We start from the raw sequence: 21,137 nt of genomic DNA, 5'->3' as shown, positions 1-21,137 counted from the left end.
CCCGGCACGGTTTGCTAGTTGGTGCCTAGTAGCGGCGTGGTATTTCCATGGTACCGGTCTTGGTTTCCTGGCGTCGTTGTTGTTCGCATCGACGCCGTGGGAGTCACGACATGGCAGCGCAATCCATTTTTCGTCGCGGTGGCGACGATGCTGTCCCGAACTCGTTGGATATCGCGCGGGACACGTTTACCTGGCTGGTGACCGGGCCGCATCCGGTGTCGTTGAACGGCCGGCTCTTTCCGGGTCTGCCGGACCGGCACATCGCGCTGGACGAGGTCCGCGACCGGTTGCTGGCGCGCCGATGCCCGCAGGCGACGCGGGACGCGGTGTGGGCGCATCTGGTGCTGCGCTCCCGTACGGAAGGAGCGACCTGGACGGTCGCCGCGGTCGGCGTCGCACTGCCCGCGCTGACCTCGGTCGCGGCCACCCTGTCCGATCGGTTCGCCGGCGATCCGGCCGATGTTCACGCCGAGGTGTTGCGCGGCTTCCTGACCGCGTTGTCGACCATCGATCTGCGTCGGCCACGGATCATGCTGCGGCTGCGGTGGGCCGCGTACCGGTCCGGCTACGACGCGCTCGCCGAGGCGCTGTCGGGTCCGACTCCGGTCGCCCCGGGCTTCCGGTCCACCCCGCCGCATACGCCGTGGGGACACCCGGATCTGGTTCTCGCCCGCGCGGTCGCGGACGGAGCCCTGACCCAGACCGAGGCCGCGCTGATCGGTGCTACCCGGTTGGAACAGGTGCCCGTCGCGGAGTGGGCCGCGCAGCACCAGACAGGTGAGTGGGCGGTCTACAAGACGCGCAAACGCGCCGAGTTCCGGCTCGCCGCTTACCTGCGCGACGGTGCCGCCGAGACCGATCCGACCGATCCGTTGACCGATCAGGTGGCCACCGCAGTGGCCCTGTCGCGCCCGGCGACACCGGCTCACGACTTCCCCAGGGCGTCACTGTCCGTGTCGGTCACTGCGGTCGGATCGGGGCAGAAAGTTCAGGGTCGCGTGTCCAAAACGGACGCGGAATTGGGAGTTCAGGGCTGCGGGACACACCCGCGCTCAGCCCGGCCTTCGGAGGTGCCCCAATGCGCCTGATCGATCGATGGTTCGCCGCCGCGAGCGGGCCGCGTAACGCCCGCCTCGACGACCACCTGAAGCCGCCGGTCGAGGCCACGGCATCGCGCAAGCCGACCGAGTTCGCAACGGGCGAGCCGACCACTGCTCCGATCCGTACGCGGAAGTTTTGGACCCTGATGCGACACAAGCGCTGGGCGCACGTGGCGCTGATCGTGGAGCTGGCAGCCCTCGCGCTGCTGGCATCGACCTCTTCGGCCTACGCCGACACCGTCGTGCTCGCCATCGCCGGCTCGGTGACCGACGTGCTGAACAACATCCGCAACTGGATCATGGGCATCTTGGCCGGATTGGCCACGGTGTTCCTGTCCATCGGCGGCGTCCGCTACGTGATGGGCGGCGGCGACCCCGGCGAGGTCGAGAAAGCGAAGACGGCGTTCAAGTCCGCAGGGTGGGGCTACGCCTTGGCGGCGCTCGCGCCGCTGGTCGTGGAGATCCTCAAAGGAATTGTGGGGGCCTGACCGATGGCTGCCTGCACCCTGCCCACGGTTTCCCCGTACCGCCGGTCCGGCGGCCCGGTCGCGACCGCTGCCGTTGCGGACCGAGCGACGCTCTGCCGGGTCCACAGCGCCGGTGCCGACCGACCGCCGGCTGGTCGGCCGCGGTGCCGGCGGACGGGCTGGATGCTGGCGCTGAGCATCGTCGTGCTCCTGTCCGGCGTTCTCGCTGTGAGCGCCTCGGCGCAGCCGACCACGCCGAATCCCGACCCCTGCTCGGGGCCCGAGCCGCGGCCGATTCCCTGCGCGCCGGCTCCCACACCGACGCAGCCGACGTCGCCGGCGCCGACCACGCCCGGCCAGCCCACGACGACGCCGAGCACGCCGTGCACCGGTGAGGCCTGCATCCCGCAGCCGACCACACCGCCACCGAGCACCAGCCCGCAGCAGCCCGGCACCGGCACCGACGACAGCGACTCGGGCTGCGGAATCACCGACGTCGGCGCGTGCATCACCGAGGCCGTCAACTCGGCATTCCGCAGCATCGTCGACGCCGCGCTCGCGCCGATTCTGGAGCTGATCGGCCATACCGTGCTGTCCACGCCGACGATCAGTGACCTGCCCGGCATCGGCGAGTTGTGGAACAACTCGTGGGAACTCGTGGTCGCTGCCTACGGCCTGCTCATCCTCCTCGGCGGCATCGTGGTGATGGGCCACGAGAGCGTCCAGACGCGCTACTCGATCAAGGAGATCGGGCCCCGGATCCCGATCGCGTTCCTGGCGTCGGCGCTGTCGCTGTTCTTCGCCGACAAGTTCATCCGGCTGGCCAACGGTCTGGTCCTGGACATCCTCGGGGACGGGGTGGGCGCGCCCTCGTTGGGCGACACCCTCAAGGACGCCGTCGCCGGCGTCGCCTCGGGTGGGCTGTTCATCATCCTGGTCGGCCTGGTGCTCGTCGTGGTGGGCCTGGGCCTGCTGGTCGTCTACGTGGTCCGGATCGTCATCACCCTGGTCCTGATCATCTCGGGCCCTTTGTTCCTGATGTTCCATGCGCTGCCGCACACCGACCCGCTGGCGCGCTGGTGGTGGAAGGCGATCACCGCGACGCTGGCGATCCAGGTCGCGCAGGCGCTGGTGCTGATCACCGCAGTGCGCACGTTCCTGTCCGGCGGCGTGCATCTGTTCGGCTCGACGCTGTCCGCACTGGGCACGCTGGTCGCCGCGATCGCCCTGTTCTTCATCCTGTTCAAGATCCCGTTCTGGTTGCTCAAGGCGGTCAAGGTCGGCTCTGGCGGCTCGTTCCTCGGCGGCTTGGCCCGCGCCTACATCGCGGCGAAGACCTTCGGCATGGTCGCGGGGAAGGCCGGTGCGCTCGGCAGAGCCGGCGGCGCCGTCGGAGCGAAGAGCAGCGGCGGGGGCGCGGGTGGCGTTGGCCGCGGCGGCGGTGGTGGGTCGACGAACCCACCGTTGCCCGCTCAACCGCGCCTCGCACCTACCCCGGAGATGGTCAACAAGCGACTCAAGACCGCCTATGACGCCGAGCGTGCCCGCGCGGCCCGTCGGTCGCGGCTGCCCTCACAGGCACCGCAGTTCCTCCAGCCCCAACCCCAGCAGCCCACCCACGACCCCGCCATCATCCCGGCGACACCAGGACCGACCGTGCCCGAATTCAGCTCCGAACCCACGCCCGCCACGCCCACCCTACGGCGGGACCGGCGGCCGGGATCGGCACCACAGTTCCAAGCCGCCGGAGGGCTGCGTCGACGCGGTGCCACCCCACCACCGGCGCGCCGGTTCCGCACCGCGTCAGTGCCCCCGCAGTTGCAGTTCCGACCTGCCACGCCGTCAACGCCGCAGCCGTCGCCACCCAAGCCGGCGTCCGCTCGTGCCGCGCCGAAGTTTCGACAGGCACAGCCCGAGCCGCGCATCGGCGACGCCTACCGGCGCACCCAGTCGGCTCCGCCGCCGGTGTTCCGCGCACCGAAACCCGCCCCAAGGGGAGGTGAGGGCAATGAGTCGGCCGGTAAGGATTCCCGCTGACGTCGACCGCGAGGACCGGGTGATCGGTCCGCTGACCGCGCGGCAGCTGCTCATCCTCGCCACCACCGGGATCGTGCTGTACGGGACGTACACGCTCACCCGCGAGTTCATCCCGCTGGTGGCGTCCCTCATCGCCGCCATCCCGATCGGGGTGACCGCCGCGTTCCTCGCGCTGGGTCAGCGCGACGGCATCACCCTCGACCGGTTGGTATTGGCGGCGCTGCGGCAGCGGATGAGCCCGCAGCACCGAGTGGCCGCACCGGAAGGCATCCGCCCCGCCCCCGAGTGGTTGACCCACGCGGTGAGCACCGACGAGGGCGGCACCACCGGAAAGGAAGGGGCGGGGGTCGCGGCATCGACGGTGTCACCCGCCGCGCTGCGGCTGCCCGCCGAAGCGGTCACGGATACCGGTGTCATCGACCTCGGCAAGGACGGCGTCGCCGTGGTGGCGGTCTGCTCCACGGTCAACTTCGGGCTGCGCACCCCGGCCGAGCAGGAGTCCCTGGTCGCCTCGTTCGGGCGGTATCTGCACTCGCTCACCGCACCGGTACAGATACTGGTGCGCGCGGAACGGCTGGACCTGTCGGGGCAGATCGCCGAGCTTCGCGAGCAGGCCGGTGGCTTGCCGCACCCAGCGCTGGAACAGGCGGCGCGCGAGCACGCCGAGTACCTCGACCAGCTCGGCCGCGCCACCGACCTGCTGCGCCGCCAGGTCCTGCTGATCCTGCGCGAACCGCTGCTCGCCGGCCGCCCGGTCGACGGCCTCGGTGGGACGTCCCCGCTGGCCGCGCTGTCTGCAAGGCGCAAGGCCGCCAAGCAGGCCGCGTTCGTCGACGACGCCACCCGTCGGGCCGCCGAAGCCCGACTGGTCCGCCGGCTCGGCGAGGCGGTCGAACTGCTCTCCCCCTCGGGGATCGTGGTCACCCCACTGGACGCCGGCCAAGCCACCGCAGTGCTGGCCGCGGCCTGCAACCCCGACACCTTGATTCCGCCGAACTCCGGTCTCGCCGGCGCGGACGAGGTCATCACCACCGCCCCGGGCGAAAGCTGGGACGCAGGTGCCTTCGGCCGCTCCGCGTTCACCGTCGCCGACCAGTTCCCCGAAGGGGACGACACCTGGGCCGACGGCTTCGACAACAGCACAGAGGACCCCGACGACTACGACAACACAGCGGGGAGGTACCGCCGATGAAGACCAAAGCCAAGCGCCGCAGCCGGAAGACACAGGCCGTGCAGCCGCCGCTCGGGCGGGCCGGCGCGTTCACGCCGGACGCTATCTCTGTCCGTCCCCGCGCACTGGAGGTCGGCGGCGAATGGGTCGCCTCGTTCGCGGTCGTCGGCTACCCACGCGAGGTCCACCCCGGTTGGCTCCAGCCACTGCTGACCTACCCAGGACGGGTCGACGTCAGCCTGCACATCGAGCCGATCGACCCCGTCACCGCGGCCAACCGGCTCAAGAAGCAGCTGTCCAAATTGGAGTCCGGGCGGCGGCAGGCCAGTGAGAAAGGACGGCTGATCGACCCGCACGTCGAAGCGGCCACCGAGGACGCCTACGACCTGTCCGCACGAGTCGCCCGCGGCGAAGGCAAGCTCTATCGCCTCGGCCTGTACCTGACCGTGCACGCCCCGACCGAGGACGCACTGGCAGACGAAGTCGCGGCCATCCGGTCGCTGACCGCCTCACTGCTGCTGGACTGCAAACCAACCACGTACCGCAGCCTGCAAGGCTGGATCACCAGCCTGCCCATGGGCTTGGACCTGGTGGGGATGCGCCGCACGTTCGACACCTCGGCGTTGTCGGCGGCGTTCCCGTTCACATCGCCCGACCTGCCGCCACCAGACCCGACGTCGGTAGGCGCCCCCAGTGGCGTGCTGTACGGCTTCAACGTCGGCAGCCAGGGGCTCGTCCACCACGACCGGTTCGCCCTGGACAACCACAACTCAGTGATCCTGGGCCGCTCCGGCGCGGGCAAGAGCTACCTGGTGAAGCTGGAGTTGCTGCGGTCGCTCTACCGCGGCATCGAAATCCACGTCATCGACCCCGAGGACGAGTACGCCCGCCTCGCGCACGCGGTCGGCGGCACCTACGTCCACCTCGGCGCCGAACAGGTCCGCCTCAACCCGATGGACCTGCCCATCCACACCCGCCCGGACGGACGACGCACCGCGCCCCGCGACGCGCTCATCCGACGCAGTCTGTTCCTGCACACCGTCATCCCGGTATTGCTCGGCGCGGAGTTGGCGGCGACCGAGCGGGCGGCGCTCGACCGAGCGGTCACCGCCACCTACCAGCGAGCGGGCATCACGTCTGACCCAAGGACCTGGACACGCCCGGCGCCGCTGCTGGCCGACCTCGCCGAGGTCCTCCCCGAGACCGGTGATCCCGCCGGGGTCGAACTGGCCGCGCGGCTGCACCCGTACGTCACGGGCGCGTTCTCCGGCTTGTTCTCCGGGCCCACCTCGACCCGTCCCGAGGGGCATCTGGTGGTGTTCTCCCTGCGGGATCTCGCCGACGAACTCAAGCCGGTCGGCACCCTGCTCACACTCGACGCGGTGTGGCGACAGGTTTCCAATCCCGCAATCCGCAAGCCGAGGTTGGTCGTGGTCGACGAGGCGTGGCTGCTGATGAGGGAGCCCGCCGGGGCCGAGTTCCTGTTCCGCATGGCCAAGGCGTCACGGAAGCAGTGGGCCGGTCTCAGCGTGGCCACCCAGGACACCGCTGACGTACTCGGCTCGGACCTGGGCAAGGCGGTCGTGGCGAACGCCGCCACGCAGATCCTGCTGCGGCAGGCCTCGCAGGCGATCGACGAGATCACCCGCACCTTCGATCTCTCGATGGGCGAGCGGCAGTTCCTGCTCTCCGCCGACCGCGGCCAGGGGCTCCTGTCGACCGGGACGCAGCGGGTGGCCTTCCAGTCGATCGCATCCCCGGTCGAGCACCACCTGGTCACGTCGAGCCCCGCCGAGATCGCCGAGCATTCCGACACCTCATCGGAAATCGAAGACTCCTTCGTCGAAATCGCCGCGGACGGCATCGGAACCGAGGACGCGTTCGGCGACGGCGACGCATCGCAGATCGAACTGGACACCCGCTGATCACATTTCCGGCCAACCCCACACATCCGAGCGAGGTATACCCATGTCTCCACGCAGTGCAGAACACGTCAACCCTGAGCGCCCGAAACGGTTGTTGACCCAAAACTCACGCCTTCGTCGGATCGGCGTGTGGAACTGGACTCTTCCCGCCTGGGCGGGCCGGCTCCCCGACGGCCGCACCTACAACACATGCCCCAGCGCGGGAATCTGCCGAGAAGTCTGCTACGCCCGATCCGCGCGGAATTTCGTCTGATGCAAGGCTTTCGATCAGTTCGCCTCGGTACCAGCAACATCGCGGTCCACAGTGGCGGCGCCAGTGTAACCACCTGAACAGGCGACTTGCCGAGGATCTTCCGTTCGATGAAAGTATCTTTCATCGAACGGAAGGAGCGTTGATGGGCGCGCTGGACGGGGAGCAGCCAGGTTCCGCGCGGCTGGAGCTGGTCAGCGGCTTGGTGCTCCTGCACGCCGAAGATGCTGTGCTGGAGGCGATGTTGGTGGGCTGGGGGAAGCAACAGCGCGGTGGCAGGCGGCTGTTGCAGTCCACAATCGACTCTCGCGTGAGCCGGGTGAGGCGGCTGGTCGAGTTCACCAGTGAATATCCGTGGCACTGGACCGCAGCGCACGTGGACGAGTGGATGGCACACCTGATCGGTGAGCGGCGGCTGGAGAAGTCCACGATCCTCAACTACCAGGGTGCGATCCGGCTGTTCTGTGACTTCATCACCTCACCGCACTACCACTGGGCTGAGGAGTGCCAGGCCCGGTTCGGCACGCATCCAGTGCAGATCTGTCACGAGTGGAACACCACTGCTCACCTGGCCGACTACGAGGGACGGCCTGGCCGGCGTCCGCTCACCCGCGAGGAGTGTCAGGCGCTCTTCGATTACGCCGATGAGCATGTCGAGCGTGCCGTCCTGCTGAAGCGCAAGGGGGCACTCACCGCCTACCGTGACGCCACAGTGCTCAAGGTGATCTACGCATGGGGTCTGCGCTGCACAGAGGCGAGCAAGCTGGATCGCACGGATTGGTACCGCAACCCGAAAGCGCCGGAACTGGGCAAGCTCGGCTCGCTGCATGTGCGGTATGGGAAACGCTCCCGAGGCTCCCTGCACAAACGGCGCATGGTTGCCACCGTGATGCCGTGGGCCGCGGAGGCAGTCGAGGACTACCTGGCCAACATCAGGCCGCGGTTCGGGTTCGAGGATCACCCGGCGATGTGGATCACCGAGCGGGGCGGCCGGTTGCGTCCACGGGAGATCGAGAAGCGTTTCGCCACCTATCGCGATGCTCTCGGCATGGACTCCGATCTGACGCCCCATTGCCTGCGCCACAGCCATGTCACGCATCTCGTCGAGGACGGAACCGATCCGAAGTTCGTCCAGGAACAAGTGGGACACCGGTTCGCCAGCACGACAGCGATCTACACAGGCGTGAACGGCGACTTCATGAACACGATGCTGCGCCGGCATCTCGACCGCGGATTGCAGCCAGCACAAGAGGAGAAGACATGACGTCGAAGCTCGACTATAGGTGGAACCGCGGGAGGTCATGGCCAGGTCATGGCCACCCGTGGCATGTTCAACACCACCGACATCCGCCCTCTGCTGGCTGAGCGAGACGTCGTGCTGTCACCGACCCAGATCTGGCGACTGGTCACGGAGAAGCCAGAGCGGCTGATCCTCAAGGTCCTGATAGCGCTGATGGACATCCTGGACTGCCGGATGGACGACCTGATCGAACCTGTTGCCGTGCAGGGCAAGCGCAGGCCGAAGGCTGTCGGCGAGACCGTCGGCCCAACGAGCGGAGCCGCGTCCGGCGTAGGAGAGTTCCGACCCAAGCGTGCGCGGATCTCCGACCAATGACAACTCCTGACACGCGGCCTCCGTCGTCTCGATCGTCTGATCCCACCAGCGCGGTCATCGACGCCATCGCCAGGCTCGATCCACTCGCCGATCACGCACGGCTGGCAGTCCTGATCGTCCACGTGGCGCCCCAGCGAGCACGCCGAGCGGCGCTGGCCGAACAGCTCGCAACCCAGCCGGAACTGCTCACCGGAGCGGGTGCGCAAGGCACTCCGGCTGTCATCAAGCTCATCGAAATGCTCCTGGCCGACGGCGTGGCTGATGTCGTGGCCCCGATTTGCCCGTTCTGCGCCAGGCTCGTTGTCCTGTCCCGCGGTCGTGACGGACTGCGGTGCTGCAAGAGCTGCTGGAACACGGCTCACGCCGCACCCTGCGCCCGTTGCAGAAAGATCGGCAGAATCGACCGGCGAACTCTCGACGGCCGAGGGCTGTGCTCAGTGTGCTGCCGTGCGGAGCCGTCACTTCAGGAGCCATGCAGCAGCTGCGGTTGTCTGCGCGTCGCCGCACGTCGCGACAGCGATCTCGTCTTGTGCAAAGCCTGCTGCACACCACCGGTGACGACCTGCTCGATCTGCGGGAGACGCAAGCCCTGCCTGCGTGCCGGCACGCGTGCTCCACGCTGCAAGTCCTGTTCCGACAAGCAGCGCGCCGAATCCTGTTCTCACTGCGGCCACCACCGTATCGTCTCGCGCCGCACCGCGACCGGTGCCCCGCTTTGCCGCGGGTGCGCACAAGACGACGACATCTGCATCCGTTGCGGAAGGCAGCAACCGGTGCGAGCTCGCACAGACGAAGGCAGCTTCTGCCAGACCTGCTACAAAAACCACGAGAGCTCTCACGCGGAATGCCAGCGCTGCGGAACCATCGAACGCCTGCACCACCGCGGACTCTGCCCGACCTGCGCCTACCCGGAAGTCATCCGCGAGCTGCTCACCCCGTCCAGCGGAACGATGCGCCCCGAACTCCAACCAGTTCTCACCGCACTGACCGCCACAGATCCTCATACCGGACTGAACTGGGCCGCTCGGGCGCGAACGCGCACCCTACTGTCCACACTGGCCACCGCCAACGAACCGATCAGCCACTCGCTGCTGGACCGGACCAACCCATCCAGCGCAACCGCGCACCTCCGCGCCCTGCTCGTGAACGCCGGCGCGCTTCCGCCCCGCGACGAGCGCCTCGTCGGTCTCGAACGTGCCATCGACCGCCGTATCGAACGCGTCAGCGATCCAGATGAACGCAAGATCCTGCGCAGCTTCGCCACCTGGCACCACCTCCGGAGGTTGCGCGCTCTCACCAACCGCCGTTCGATCACGCCCACCCAGGTCGACTACGCCCGCAACTCCGTCACGGCGGCGGCCACCCTACTCACCTGGTTGCAGGCCCGCGGCCAACGCCTCGCCACCTGCACTCAGGCCGACATCGACGACTGGCTCACCATCGACACCTTCTCCCGCTCACGCGGATTCGTCACTTGGGCCGTCAACCGCGGCCACTCCAACGCCATCAAAGTCCCGCCTCACAACAACCAACCCACCCGCGAGGTCTTCGACGATCACGAAAAGCGATGGTCGCTGGCCCGCCAGCTCCTACACGACAACACCATCGCCACCATGGACCGAGTCGCAGGCCTTCTGGTCCTGCTCTATGCCCAACGCGCGATCCATATCACCCAACTCACTACGGAACAGATCACTCGCACCGGAACGAGCAGCAAGCTGCTCATTGGCGCGCAGCCCATCCACCTGCCCGACAAGCTAGGCAACCTGATCACCCAGCTCACCACCCACCGCGCGTACGCAATGAGCGCGAACAACTGGCTGTTTCCGGGCGCCCGACCCGGCCGCCCATTGACGCCCAACACCCTCATTCGCCGGCTACACGCCATCGGAATCCCAGCCACAGTCGGGCGCAACACCGCGCTGATGGACCTCGCAGCCGAGATGCCCGCTGCCGTCCTGAGCCAACTCCTCGGCATCAGCACCGACCGAGCGGCCCGATGGAACCACGACGCAGGCAACACCCGCCCCGGCTACGCCGCGGAAGTCGCCCGACGGAACCACATTCGCAGCACCTAATCGCAGCATCGACAGCAGCAAACAAGAATATCGCAAGGCAATGCAGCTCTACTCTATCTGGGCGACTTATCTGCCGAGTTTCCAGCAAGCAGTAACACATCCTTGACTCCTGACGACACACACGCAGCGGTTGGATGTACGCACCAGAACAGGCCTGCCTACACGGGGCTAAGGTGATCAAGAGTGGGACTTCTCGAAGTTAAATTTCAGCCCGAGATCAATATCGCTCAAGCCAACCCAGGGTCAAGCTGGTTCAGGCGCGACCGAGGGCGCACGTACGCGTCCACCGCGGAATGCGACAAGGCGCTGATCAAGCTGGTAACCCGCACCTCGGCGCCTGACGACTACTACGTGTCCGCCGGAACAGCGGACTTCGTTGTCCCCTGGCTGCAACGATTGTATCGGTGCGCCGAGATCAGCAGAGGTCCAACACCCAAGATCAGGAGACTTATTTTCAAGTGCCTGTCCGCCGAACTAACAGAAGTACTGCTAGTGAACAAAATGATCGCACAGAAGTTCAAGGAGAGGCTCGAAGTGAACCTGCGGGCGATTAGTGAGGACTCACTAATACGTTCACACGGCGTTGAAATCGAGGTGCGACGATGGAACCGTCTTCCACCTTTCCACGGACACATGTTTGGCGAGAATCTCATCATCGGCCCGTGGTCGATCGACTCGACAGGACTACTGCACGCCCAAACGCCAGTGACGCACTTTCGCGGCCGGCTGATCAAAGAGGAGTTAAATAACACGCAAAAAATGTTTCTCGACTGACACCTAGGAGGGCCGTCGCGACACTTGAGCACTCGTGCGGCAACCACCACTACCACTCTCCAAGGAGACAGAGAAATGGGAATTGAAGACGATATCCGTGCTGGTATGAAAATTGGCCAACAGGCGGCGCAGCAGCAAGCAAAGCAACTTACACAGCAGCAGGAGCACGAAGAACGCGAGCGTGAAGAAGCTCGGCTAGCAGCCCAGGAGGAAGCCGCAGCTCGCACGGCACTCGTCGCGGAGCTACATCCCTTGATCCGCCGATTTCTCGATGCCGCCGAGGCCAAAGGATGCGCGCCTGAGCAACCGCTGGTTGGTGAAGCGCCACCGGAAGCGAGCGGCTGGCTCCTTTATATCCGGTCTCTCGACCTTCACCTACAACGCCCATGTCACCCATACACTGGATTGAATATCCTACTGGAGGCCAGCAATCCCGGGTCTGAACCAGCTATGTGGATCTGTTGGTTGAACCGATTCCCCACCCTGCCCGGCCGCCCTGAGGGGTGGGAATGCAGACGACCATGGCAGAGATGGATCATCGGCGCCGAGAACGAAGCCGTTTGCCTGCAACTCCAAGATCGACGCGGCCTCCTTCATGCTGAGCGTGAACTCCCATTCGCAATCGGTCTGCGGATGGGAGAGCTCGACTTGACGTTCTAGGCCGACCTCACCCGAAATGCCGGACCCATGTGCGATCCACCAGCCACGATGGAATTCCGCACTGTTCAATACCCGAAATTACCAACAATCCGCGACACCACACCGCTATACCGGAGGGATCACCCGCAGTGATCAACTAGGCAAGTTCCGAGTCCCGGATTATCGACGCAGCTTTCGAGACTCGCAACGCGTGGTCAGCCTGGACGGCTGCCATGTTGGCTATTCACCATTTAGATCAGGGCACGCCTTGCTGACCATGCAAAGTTACGTAAGGCCGTTTCGTACCGCTGCAAAGCGTAAATTGGCTCGTATTTTTCCTCTGCAGCTTCGGCACTGTGCTCGTCATCCATAGTCGCTATTCGCAGCACAATCCACGCCTTCTCTGCCGCAGCAGCAGATTCCTTCACTTCTTCCGAATTCGAATGCTCGGCGGCCGCCTTCAAGGGAGATGGACCGTCACCGGACGTTAACGTTCGGAGAATGGCGCGCGATATTTTATCTAGATCAAATGCCAATTCCGTGGTTCTGACCCTTCGAACTTCATTCATGCGCGCGAGCACGTCTTCGGAATGCTTAAGGGAATCTTCCAACCATCTATCCTTGCGTTTTCTTTGATCTTTCTTTCCCTCGATATATGGCTCGACAATGATCCTGAACATAATAGTGAGCACTGCTCCAGCTGCGGCGCCAAGCAGGGCAATGAGTGTCGCGTTCAATTCAGTCGCCTCCCTGATCGACACTCGACGCCATCTGGCCAAGCCGCGCTGCAACTCTGTAGATATTCGCGAGTGCGACACGTGTCGAATCGTCCGCCCAGCCGCAACAACTCATCTCAGTTGCCCCCCTGCCTACCTGAGATACAGTTTTCCGCGAGTTGCGTCCTTCGACGTTTCTAGTCGCGCCAGACCGACAAACCGTTACGACCTCGGATCTCCAGTTGTCGGTGCCGCTGTGGTTACTTGATCGCCGAGCTAGGCGGGCCGCAGACCATGAACAGCTCAAACACCGGCGTCGACAGGTCAAGGCGGGCCGGCAGCAGACATAGACTCGATCTTGGGACCAGTCGGCTCGCCTTGATCATCGCTATTGTTGAAGATTAGTAGCTGGCGCTTCGAGATCGTCCCACGCATCGGCCATTCATGGTCTTGCCAAGCGGTCGAACGTGCAACACCCGGCTACAACTTCGCAAGTTGTAATACCCGTGATTACCAGTACTCTGCGCGGAAACATGGCTGCTCCCCGGCCCTCGTCGAGGACAACCTCTTCAGTCGAAAGCCCTTCTCCGCCGACTATCGACGATCGGGATTCCTGCCACTATCGACCGTAACAGCGCCTGATGGAGCCGGCGAACGAAATTCAGCCGCCGTCATCAGTGGACTGCTGGGCATCAGCGTCGACCGAGCAACACGCTGGACTCGGACCGTCGGAAACACTCGCCCAGCTACGCAGCAGCGGTTGCCCCGCGCAAGGAATACCTTAGTGGTCGCTTTCGGAAGTTCTTCGGGGGTGGTCATACCGCGTGTGGAAGCTCGGCGGGGGCGTCCTGGCGTTCGTGCTCGCTGATCCTGGTCAGGAGATCGTGCAGGTCCCGGCGAGTGAACTTCCATTGGAAGGGCTTGGCGGTCGCGTTGTAGCGCTTCTCGAAGTCGGCCAGTCGTTGCTCGACCTCGGCCAGGTCGGTGAAGTCGTTGGGCGACACGACCTTGCGTTGCACAACGGAGAAGAAGATCTCCACCTGGTTCACCCACGAGGCGTGTACCGGGGGTGTGCACCATGACCGCGTTCGGGAACCGTGCGGCCAGCCGATCGATCGCGGTCTTGCCGCGATGGGAGGATCCGTTGTCCACCACCCAGAACACGCGCTTCGCCGAGGCATACGGCTCACACGTCATGACCTGCTCGGCCAATGCCATGAACGGCACGATCCCCGTCGTTGGCGCGCACCGCCCGAACACCCGCGCCTGCTCCACGTCGTAGGCGGCCAGATACGCCACCGCGCCACCCCGCTCGTACTCGTGGTTGACCCGCATCATCCGCGCCCGACCGGGTGGCAGACTCGGGTGACAGCGGCACCGGGCCTGGATCGAGGTCTTCTCGTCACTGGAGATCACATACTCCCCGGACCCCAGCCGCCTGCCCTCCCAGCGACGTTCATACAGGTCCAGCACCCGCCCGGCCTTCGCGGCGAAGTCCGGGTCACGCGGAAACAGCCACGACCGGTACTGCCACGGTCTGATCGCCTCCCGAGCCAGCCACCGCCACACCGTCGAGGCCGACATCGCCTCGGCCACGCCCTGGGCCACCGCCTCGCGGGCCAGTTCCGGACACGACCACCGCGACAACGGCGCCCCCGCGCGGGCCGGCACCTGACAGGCCAGCGCCTTCACCTGCGCGACCTGCACCGGGGTGAACCGCGTCGGACGACCCGACCGGGCCCGATCGGCCAACCCCGCCAACCCCTGCGCCGCGAACCGGCCCCGCCAGGTCCGGACCGTGTCCACCGTGACTCCCACCTCCGCCGCGATCGCCGCGTTGGACCACCGGCGGGCGGCCAGCAGCACCATCCGTGCCCGCACCTTGTCCCGATACGGCGTCTTCCGGCCCCGGGCACGCCGGGTCAGCACCCGCCGCACCGCACCGGTCACCGTCACAGGACAGGCTTGGACCACGGGCATCGCGACCGGCTCGTTTCATGATCGACGGTCAGGGGCGGCGTCCAGGATGCCGATCGGGCACGATGTCGGTCATGGCCACCCCACCGGAGTCCACCAAGATCTCTGTCGGGCAACGGTTGCGCGCCCACGCCGCAACGCACTGGCCACAGGCGGGCGACCTGGAATTCCGCTACCGCGGCGCGTTCGTCTATGTCGAGGCACACCTGCCCGACGGGAGGGTGCAACCCCTGATCCGGTTGCGGTATGGCGGCTCGGCCCGGCATTGGGGCTTCGGGCTCTACCTGGCCAGCAGCGACCGCTACGAGAACCAGATTCTGCCCTCCGGGTTCCCCAGCGGCAGCCCCGAAGAAGCCCTCGACTGCGCCTGCCGCCTCTACCTGGACAACCCCTTCTGATCAGGTCGTCACGACCCCCGAAGAACTTCCGAAAGCGACCACTTAGTCGCTCGACTTCGACAGAAGTACTTTTGGTGCGGAAAATGTGATCAGCAGGGCAGCCGATTCAACACCTCACCGCGCGCCTGGTGAACCGCAAGCTGCAAGCCGCTCGTCACCTACCGTAGGTAATTGCCGCAATGAAACAAGTGGGAATCGCAACTGAAAGAATCAGAAGCAAGACACGAGCCGTCCGACTCCAAGACTCGGTTAAGGTGACAGACAACAATCTGCGCCATTTCGCGAATCAAACTGAACACTAACGCCCTCCTCATCATCTACAAATCTATTATGCCAATTCGGCTGATTTCCGGCCCGACACGCAGTCTTGTCCAAACAGAAGAACACCACAACCGTGACGTTTCACTGATCATGAAACCGACCACTTGACAAGCGGTCCCAGCAGATGCTAACCGCAAAAGTGCGATATGGTTGACGGATGTCTGAGAGACACGGCGAGGACCAGTCCGACCATTCACACCCAGCCACCAGGCCAGGGTGGGTCCACTGCGATGACGAAGTGATGTTCGAAGTCCGTCGCACTGTCCGCCGCATTGGCGCAACGCATTCAGGCCACTTGCTGCGGGGACTTCAAGAACTTCCTGACGCGGAGAGGCTGCTACAGATGGTCGGCGCCGCAGGACGCATCGTGACGACTGCGACGACCCTCGTGGAGGACCTAGTCGCAGAAGCTCGCGCAGCTGGAGTCCCACCTGGAGTCCTAGCAACCGCACTCGGCAAGAGTGGCTCAAGCATGAGCAACTACATCAAGCACCATTCCCCATCGGAAGATAGGCTCTTGAGCATCTCGGACGAGAGGCTGGCTTGGCGAGAACTAGAGTCAACCTGGACGAGCAGCCTAAAAGCTCCGGATGAAACAGATTACGGGACGCCAGCAGAGGTTTCCTTCGACTATGGAATCGGCAGATTGCTGCATGCTTGGCAAGAATGCCGAATTGGCTGGCGCAAGATGATCAAAGATAACCATGCAGGTTACGAGCGAGTCAGATCAGGCTTCGACGCAATTGGCCAAGCCGTTCAAGCACTCGCAACGCCAAAAATTCCCATGGTAATATTGCGACACGCAGCGCGGGCAGCGCCGCTCGATTTCAATTCGGCCGAATGCGGTTGGGATGAGGATCCTTATGTCTACTTCCGTCAAGGCGTGTTCCTAGCAGTCCGCAGCGCCTATCGAGCGGCGGAAGCTATAGAGAGTTGGACTGAGCTGGAAGACAGCTCAGAGTTCATCCGACTCGGCGTTATCTGCCAAGGCCATCTCGACGCAGCCGTCGCCGCCATCGATAAGGGCGCATGTTTTCGCGTCCTGGACTCCGTTCACGAGTTCCTTCGAGAATCCGGTTATATGCCAAAGGTGGTCGACGCCGAGGCAATGCTGCGGCGAATAAATCGAAAATATGAGTTCGAGCCACCACCTCACATGTGAGGAACGAGTACCCGTTTGCCGATCTGCCCGAGTAGCAACGAAGCTCTCGCATGTGGATCGCACATCGAGCACTCTCGAATCTTGATATCGAGCCGACCTCGCGAACTCCTTGACGAGTAGAACCTAAACGTCACACCAACAAGGGACGCGACGCTCGCCGACGACCGCCGCCTACAAGGAGGCCGACAGCGGAGCCGAGCGAACTCCGCAAGTTCCAATACCCGGGGTTTCCAGTACTCTGCGCGGAATTTTCAATGAGAGGTCGCACATTTCACCTAGACACATCTTAAACCGATGACTCGACAAACTCGCTAGTTAAATACACTAACGATTGCGCGGCTTGAAGCCTCAGGCCATACTCTCTCCATGAACGCATCTGTATGGCTAGCGATTGCGGCGATGGTCATCTCGGCGGCATCGGCAACGATTGCCGGCTGGCAAGCACGCAACGCACGAATCCAAGCAGACAGTGCAAGGCGACAGACGGCCGTGGCCGAACAAAAACTCATCGAGGATCGTAAGGAGCGCGCAGAGCATCGACGCGAGGCCCATTGGAAATCAATTCAACAAGTTGTTGAGCACGCGCACTGCTTGACCAACTCAGCCGAGAGCGCCCGCGCAGAATATTTACGTATTGGCCCGCAACCAGAGGCAGGAAGTGAGTTAGCTCGCCAATACATGCAGATCACAGTATCCACGCAAACTTTGACCATTCTTTATGGCCAAAATAACAGGAACAGCGCGATCGAAGAAGTGAGTCGTCACGCCGCCACGCTTTACGGCACCGTACTTAAGGCCATTGAACGTAGCACGACGACGGCATTCGTATTCGGCTCTCGTTCCTTCCTTGAATCAAAGCACAAGCCCGCACCGTTTGATTTCGAAAGTGAGAAGTTGGCACTCCATAGCGCTGTTAATAATCTCATTGAGATCGCGTCAGCCGAACTAAAGCAGACTGACTCTTCGGAGAGTGCCGACGCGAGTGACAGCTGAGCGCATAAAAAGATGGCCAGGCATAGATCCGAGGCTAGCCAGGCCGCGGAGGCAACCAAGTTCAACTATGCAGCCTCGATCTACAGCCAACTTGCCCTAGCTGTGATCAGCCGCTGCGGACAGTGGCCAGTAGCGGCGAAGCTGGGTAGCGTTGGCTTCGACCGCGTCTGCTCGACCCCACCAACTGCGATCGGTCACTGCAGCCTTCGGCCACGCGGCGACCTATTCCGCAAGTTTTAATATCCGCGGTTACCAGTACACCGGCCGGTTCTTGTTCCCGGCCGTGAAAGCCAAGCACCAGGCCAACTTGGCCTTCGTACTGGACGACATGGCGGGCTGGGAGACGGCAATGCTGGCCGAACTGTCCGCCCCGCGGCACGACAACGGGTGGGTCCGTATCCACGACTCCGGCGACTTCTTCAGCGACGAATACCTGCTGGCCTGGCTGCGCATCATCCGTCAGCGGCCCAACGTCACCTTCTACTGCTACACCAAGGAAGTCGAGAGGTTCCGCCGCCTGGTCGAGACGGATCCACCGGCCAACTTCCGCTGGACCTACAGCTATGGGGGCACCCAGGACGCCGACCTGGACCCCGAGCGCGATCACGTCACCGACGTCTTCGCCGACGAGGCCGGCATCACTCAGGCCGGCTGGACCTCGCAGGAGGAATGCGACACCGACGCGGTATCCGGTCCGCATCGGATCGGAACGCCCGCACGCAGGGTTCCGCACCTCCTGCGTCGCCAGGCCGGGCGCCGGTTCTCCGAGTGGCAAGCGGAAGTCGACGCCGAACACGCCAACCGCCGGGAACGCAAGCACCTGCGGCTCGTCGTCGACTACACCCGCCCCGACCTCAGCGAGCGGCCCACCGCCGAGCCGGCTGACCAGCCACGTGCGGCCTGAGCGCAGTTCGCGTCGGTCCCGTCGACCGCTTCCGTGAGGAGGTTCCCGATGTCCTGGCCATTCACCGCCACATCCCTGTCGACCTGCGTCGCTCCGCGTGTCGAGCAGGCTGTGGACGTGCTCGCCTCTCCGGTCGGCGACTACCTCCGTGACCCGCTCGGCGCGTTCCAGAACGTGCTGGCTCACCTGCGCGACCTCGCGCTGACATGGGGGCCGATCGTCGGGCCGGCGCTCACGATCGCCGTCACCGCCGCGGTGATCACGCGGAGCCGGTGGCGCCGCCGCTACCACCAACGCCTGATGACCGATGCCCGCCTGATCACCGTGCTCGCGCCACCCACCGTCGACCCGTCCGGCGCGATCACCGTGTGGTCCAACCTCGTCGGCCTGCTGCGGCCGGGATGGCTGCGTCGGTTCGGCGGACAGCCACACCTGGCCTTCGAGCTGACCTTCACCGACGACGGCGTGCAGATCCGCCTCTGGGTGCCCGGCCTGGTGCCACCCGGCATGGTCGAGCGCGCGATCGAGGCCGCCTGGCCCGGCACACACACCCGCACCACCCCCGCCAAGCCTCCGATTCCGACCACGGCGGCAGCAGGCCGGCGAGTCGAAGCGGTCGGCGGGGAGCTGCGGTTGGCGCGCTCGGAAGCCCTGCCGATCCGCACCGAGCACCCGGCCGACCCGATCCGGGCCATGCTCGGCGCGCCGGTCGGGCTCGGCCCGCACGAGCGGGCCTGCGTGCAGATCCTTGCCCGTCCGGTCGCCGGCCACCGGGTGACCAAGGCACGCCGCGCCGCCCGGCGGGTGCACGCGGGTGGCTCCGCCCACCTGGTCGGCCGGCTACTCGACGTCATCACGCCCGGCAAGATGCCCAAGCCGTCGACCAGCACACGGACGCCAGGGCTGGATCGGCAGACCAGCTTGGAGTACGCCGCCCAGGATCGCGCGGTCGTAGGAAAGCTGCGGGCGAACCAGTTCGAGACCCGCATCCGCTACGCCGTGGCCACCACCGTCCCCGAGGACGCCACCTCGGGCGAGGTCCAGGCGGTACGGGCGGTGCTGCGAGGTCGCGGGCACGCGATCGCCTCGGCGTTCGCCGCCTACTCCGAGCACAACTACTACCGCCGGGTCCGGCTGCGCCGCCACCCGGTCGCCGTGCTGGCCGAACGTCGGCTCGGCAAGGGTGACCTGCTCTCGATCCCGGAGTTGGCCGCGATCGCGCACCTGCCGATCGACGAGTCCACCCCCGGCCTGCAGCGGGCCGGCGCGAAGGCTGTGCCGCCCCCGCCGGGCATCGCCACGATCGGCGAGCAGATCAAGCCCCTGGGGCTGTCGGACTCCGGGCACTCCCGCCCGGTCGGCCTGCGCGTCGCCGACGCCCGCCACCACCTGCACATCCTCGGCGCCACCGGCTCCGGCAAGTCCGAGCTGATGGCGCGGATGATCCTGGCCGACGCCGAGGCCGGCCGCGGTGTCGTCGTGGTCGACCCGAAAGGCGACCTGGTCAGCGACATCCTCATGCGCCTGCCCGAGGAGCTCGGCGAGAAGGTCGTGCTGTTCGACGCCGACTCCCGAGCCCGCCCGCCGGTGCTCAACCCCCTGGAGGGCGCGGACAAGGCCCGCGCGGTCGACAACCTGGTGTCGATCTTCTCTCGGATCTACGCCTCCTCGTGGGGCCCGCGCACCGACGACATCCTCCGCGCCGGGCTGCTCACCCTGACCGCGATGCCCGGCACCCCGACCCTGGTCGACCTGCCCAAGCTGCTCACCGTGCCGGCGTTCCGACAACGGGCCTGCGACCAGATCGACGACGACGTGCTCAAGGGCTTCTGGTCCTGGTACGACGACCTGTCCGAAGCCAGCCGCGCACAAGTCATCGCGCCGCTGATGAACAAAATCCGCGGCTTCCTCCTGCGCCCCTTCGTCCGCGCCGCCATCGCAGGCGGTACGTCCACTGTGGACATGGACGAGGTGCTCAACACCGGCGGAATCTGCCTGGTGCGCATCGCTCGTGATGCGCTGGGGATGGAAACCGCGCGGCTGGTCGGCTCCATCGTCGTCGCACGCACCTGGCAAGCCGCCACCCGCCGAGCTCGCGTTCCGCAGCGTCAACGCCGCGACTGCGGACTGTACGTCGACGAGTGCCACAACTTCTTGAACCTGGCCTACCCGTTGGAGGACATGCTCGCCGAGGCCCGCGGCTACCGGCTCTCCATGGCGTTGGCGCACCAGTACCTCGGGCAGCTACCGAAAGAGCTCGAAGAGGGCATCAGCACTAACGCCCGCAGCAAGATCTTCTTCAACGCCTCGCCCGAGGACGCGAAGAGGCTGGCTCGGCACACCATGCCGCGGCTGAGTGATCACGACCCGTCCAATCTCGGCGTGTACCACGTCGCCGCCCGGCTCGTCCTGGGCGGAGAAGAAGTACCACCGTTCACTGCGGTCACCGAAAAACTCCCACCCGCGATTCCCGGACGAGCCAAGGAAATCCGCAAAGCGGCCAGGGCCAACACACGCCCGCCCGTCACCGACGCCGACACCGCCGCAGGTGGCTCCGGTCAGCCCACTGTGGACCCACGCCGCGCGGTCTGAACCGTCGAATCTCATTCT

Annotated in this window: 17 protein-coding genes and 2 pseudogenes; 16 read left to right on the top strand and 3 right to left on the bottom strand. The window is 65.3% G+C overall.

The features are described from left to right. Positions 1–110 precede the first annotated feature (110 nt). From ACQPZF_RS36220 to ACQPZF_RS36170, 11 genes and pseudogenes are all read left to right on the top strand, one after another. Positions 111–1,088, top strand: a complete 978-nt coding sequence (locus tag ACQPZF_RS36220; RefSeq protein ID WP_433264832.1) for a hypothetical protein — start codon at positions 111–113, stop codon at positions 1,086–1,088. Positions 1,089–1,246: 158 nt separating this feature from the next. Next, positions 1,247–1,588: a pilin gene (locus ACQPZF_RS36215; RefSeq protein ID WP_433274869.1), complete on the top strand. Its 342-nt coding sequence runs from the start codon at positions 1,247–1,249 to the stop codon at positions 1,586–1,588. A gap of 162 nt (positions 1,589–1,750) precedes the next feature. Then, a complete protein-coding gene (locus tag ACQPZF_RS36210) occupies positions 1,751–3,604 on the top strand; it encodes a hypothetical protein (protein ID WP_433264830.1) in 1,854 nt (617 codons plus the stop codon). Next, positions 3,576–4,796, top strand: coding sequence for a PrgI family protein (locus tag ACQPZF_RS36205; RefSeq protein ID WP_433264828.1), 1,221 nt, complete (start codon positions 3,576–3,578; stop codon positions 4,794–4,796). The genes ACQPZF_RS36210 and ACQPZF_RS36205 overlap by 29 nt, the downstream gene beginning before the upstream one ends. Continuing rightward, positions 4,793–6,700, top strand: coding sequence for a VirB4 family type IV secretion system protein (locus ACQPZF_RS36200; RefSeq protein WP_433264826.1), 1,908 nt, complete (start codon positions 4,793–4,795; stop codon positions 6,698–6,700). The genes ACQPZF_RS36205 and ACQPZF_RS36200 overlap by 4 nt, the downstream gene beginning before the upstream one ends. A 43-nt stretch (positions 6,701–6,743) precedes the next feature. Beyond that, positions 6,744–6,932 (top strand): annotated as a pseudogene (locus tag ACQPZF_RS36195) (GP88 family protein); the annotation flags it as partial. Positions 6,933–7,095: 163 nt separating this feature from the next. Next, entirely contained in the window at positions 7,096–8,214 is a 1,119-nt protein-coding gene (locus ACQPZF_RS36190; protein WP_433264824.1) for a tyrosine-type recombinase/integrase, read from the top strand. Between the two features lie 48 nt (positions 8,215–8,262). After that, entirely contained in the window at positions 8,263–8,565 is a 303-nt protein-coding gene (locus tag ACQPZF_RS36185) for a helix-turn-helix domain-containing protein (RefSeq protein WP_433264822.1), read from the top strand. A gap of 773 nt (positions 8,566–9,338) precedes the next feature. Continuing rightward, positions 9,339–10,643, top strand: coding sequence for a hypothetical protein (locus ACQPZF_RS36180; protein ID WP_433264820.1), 1,305 nt, complete (start codon positions 9,339–9,341; stop codon positions 10,641–10,643). Positions 10,644–10,826: 183 nt separating this feature from the next. Continuing rightward, the gene (locus ACQPZF_RS36175) at positions 10,827–11,417 is read left to right on the top strand and encodes a hypothetical protein (RefSeq protein ID WP_433264818.1); all 591 of its coding nucleotides are present in this window, start codon (positions 10,827–10,829) and stop codon (positions 11,415–11,417) included. A 75-nt stretch (positions 11,418–11,492) separates the two neighbouring features. Further along, positions 11,493–12,077: a hypothetical protein gene (locus ACQPZF_RS36170; RefSeq protein ID WP_433264816.1), complete on the top strand. Its 585-nt coding sequence runs from the start codon at positions 11,493–11,495 to the stop codon at positions 12,075–12,077. Positions 12,078–12,307: 230 nt separating this feature from the next. Here the strand turns inward: ACQPZF_RS36170 and ACQPZF_RS36165 are convergent, their stop codons facing one another. From ACQPZF_RS36165 to ACQPZF_RS36155, 3 genes and pseudogenes are all read right to left on the bottom strand, one after another. Further along, positions 12,308–12,817 (bottom strand): hypothetical protein, encoded by a 510-nt coding sequence (locus ACQPZF_RS36165; RefSeq protein ID WP_433264814.1) that lies wholly within the window; start codon positions 12,815–12,817, stop codon positions 12,308–12,310. 770 nt (positions 12,818–13,587) lie between these two features. Then, a complete protein-coding gene (locus tag ACQPZF_RS36160; RefSeq protein ID WP_433274994.1) occupies positions 13,588–13,821 on the bottom strand; it encodes a hypothetical protein in 234 nt (77 codons plus the stop codon). A 76-nt stretch (positions 13,822–13,897) separates the two neighbouring features. Beyond that, a pseudogene (locus tag ACQPZF_RS36155) lies at positions 13,898–14,641 on the bottom strand (IS630 family transposase); the annotation flags it as partial. Between the two features lie 182 nt (positions 14,642–14,823). Between ACQPZF_RS36155 and ACQPZF_RS36150 the strand changes: the two are divergent. The 5 genes from ACQPZF_RS36150 (at position 14,824) to ACQPZF_RS36130 (ending at position 21,119) form a co-directional block, all read left to right on the top strand. Then, on the top strand, positions 14,824–15,147 hold the full coding sequence (locus ACQPZF_RS36150) for a hypothetical protein (protein ID WP_433264812.1): 324 nt from the start codon (positions 14,824–14,826) through the stop codon (positions 15,145–15,147). Positions 15,148–15,940: 793 nt separating this feature from the next. Beyond that, positions 15,941–16,630: a hypothetical protein gene (locus ACQPZF_RS36145; protein ID WP_433264810.1), complete on the top strand. Its 690-nt coding sequence runs from the start codon at positions 15,941–15,943 to the stop codon at positions 16,628–16,630. 366 nt (positions 16,631–16,996) lie between these two features. Beyond that, positions 16,997–17,623: a hypothetical protein gene (locus ACQPZF_RS36140; protein WP_433264808.1), complete on the top strand. Its 627-nt coding sequence runs from the start codon at positions 16,997–16,999 to the stop codon at positions 17,621–17,623. A 151-nt stretch (positions 17,624–17,774) separates the two neighbouring features. Further along, positions 17,775–18,527, top strand: coding sequence for a GP88 family protein (locus tag ACQPZF_RS36135; protein ID WP_433264806.1), 753 nt, complete (start codon positions 17,775–17,777; stop codon positions 18,525–18,527). Between the two features lie 48 nt (positions 18,528–18,575). Next, on the top strand, positions 18,576–21,119 hold the full coding sequence (locus tag ACQPZF_RS36130) for a type IV secretory system conjugative DNA transfer family protein (protein WP_433264804.1): 2,544 nt from the start codon (positions 18,576–18,578) through the stop codon (positions 21,117–21,119). The last annotated feature ends 18 nt before the right edge of the window (positions 21,120–21,137 follow it).

The sequence above is a fragment of the Actinosynnema sp. CS-041913 genome (assembly GCF_050942485.1).
Classification (GTDB): domain Bacteria; phylum Actinomycetota; class Actinomycetes; order Mycobacteriales; family Pseudonocardiaceae; genus Actinosynnema.
The sequence above is the reverse complement of the archived record's forward strand: the minus strand, read 5'-3'. Positions and strand labels throughout refer to the sequence as shown.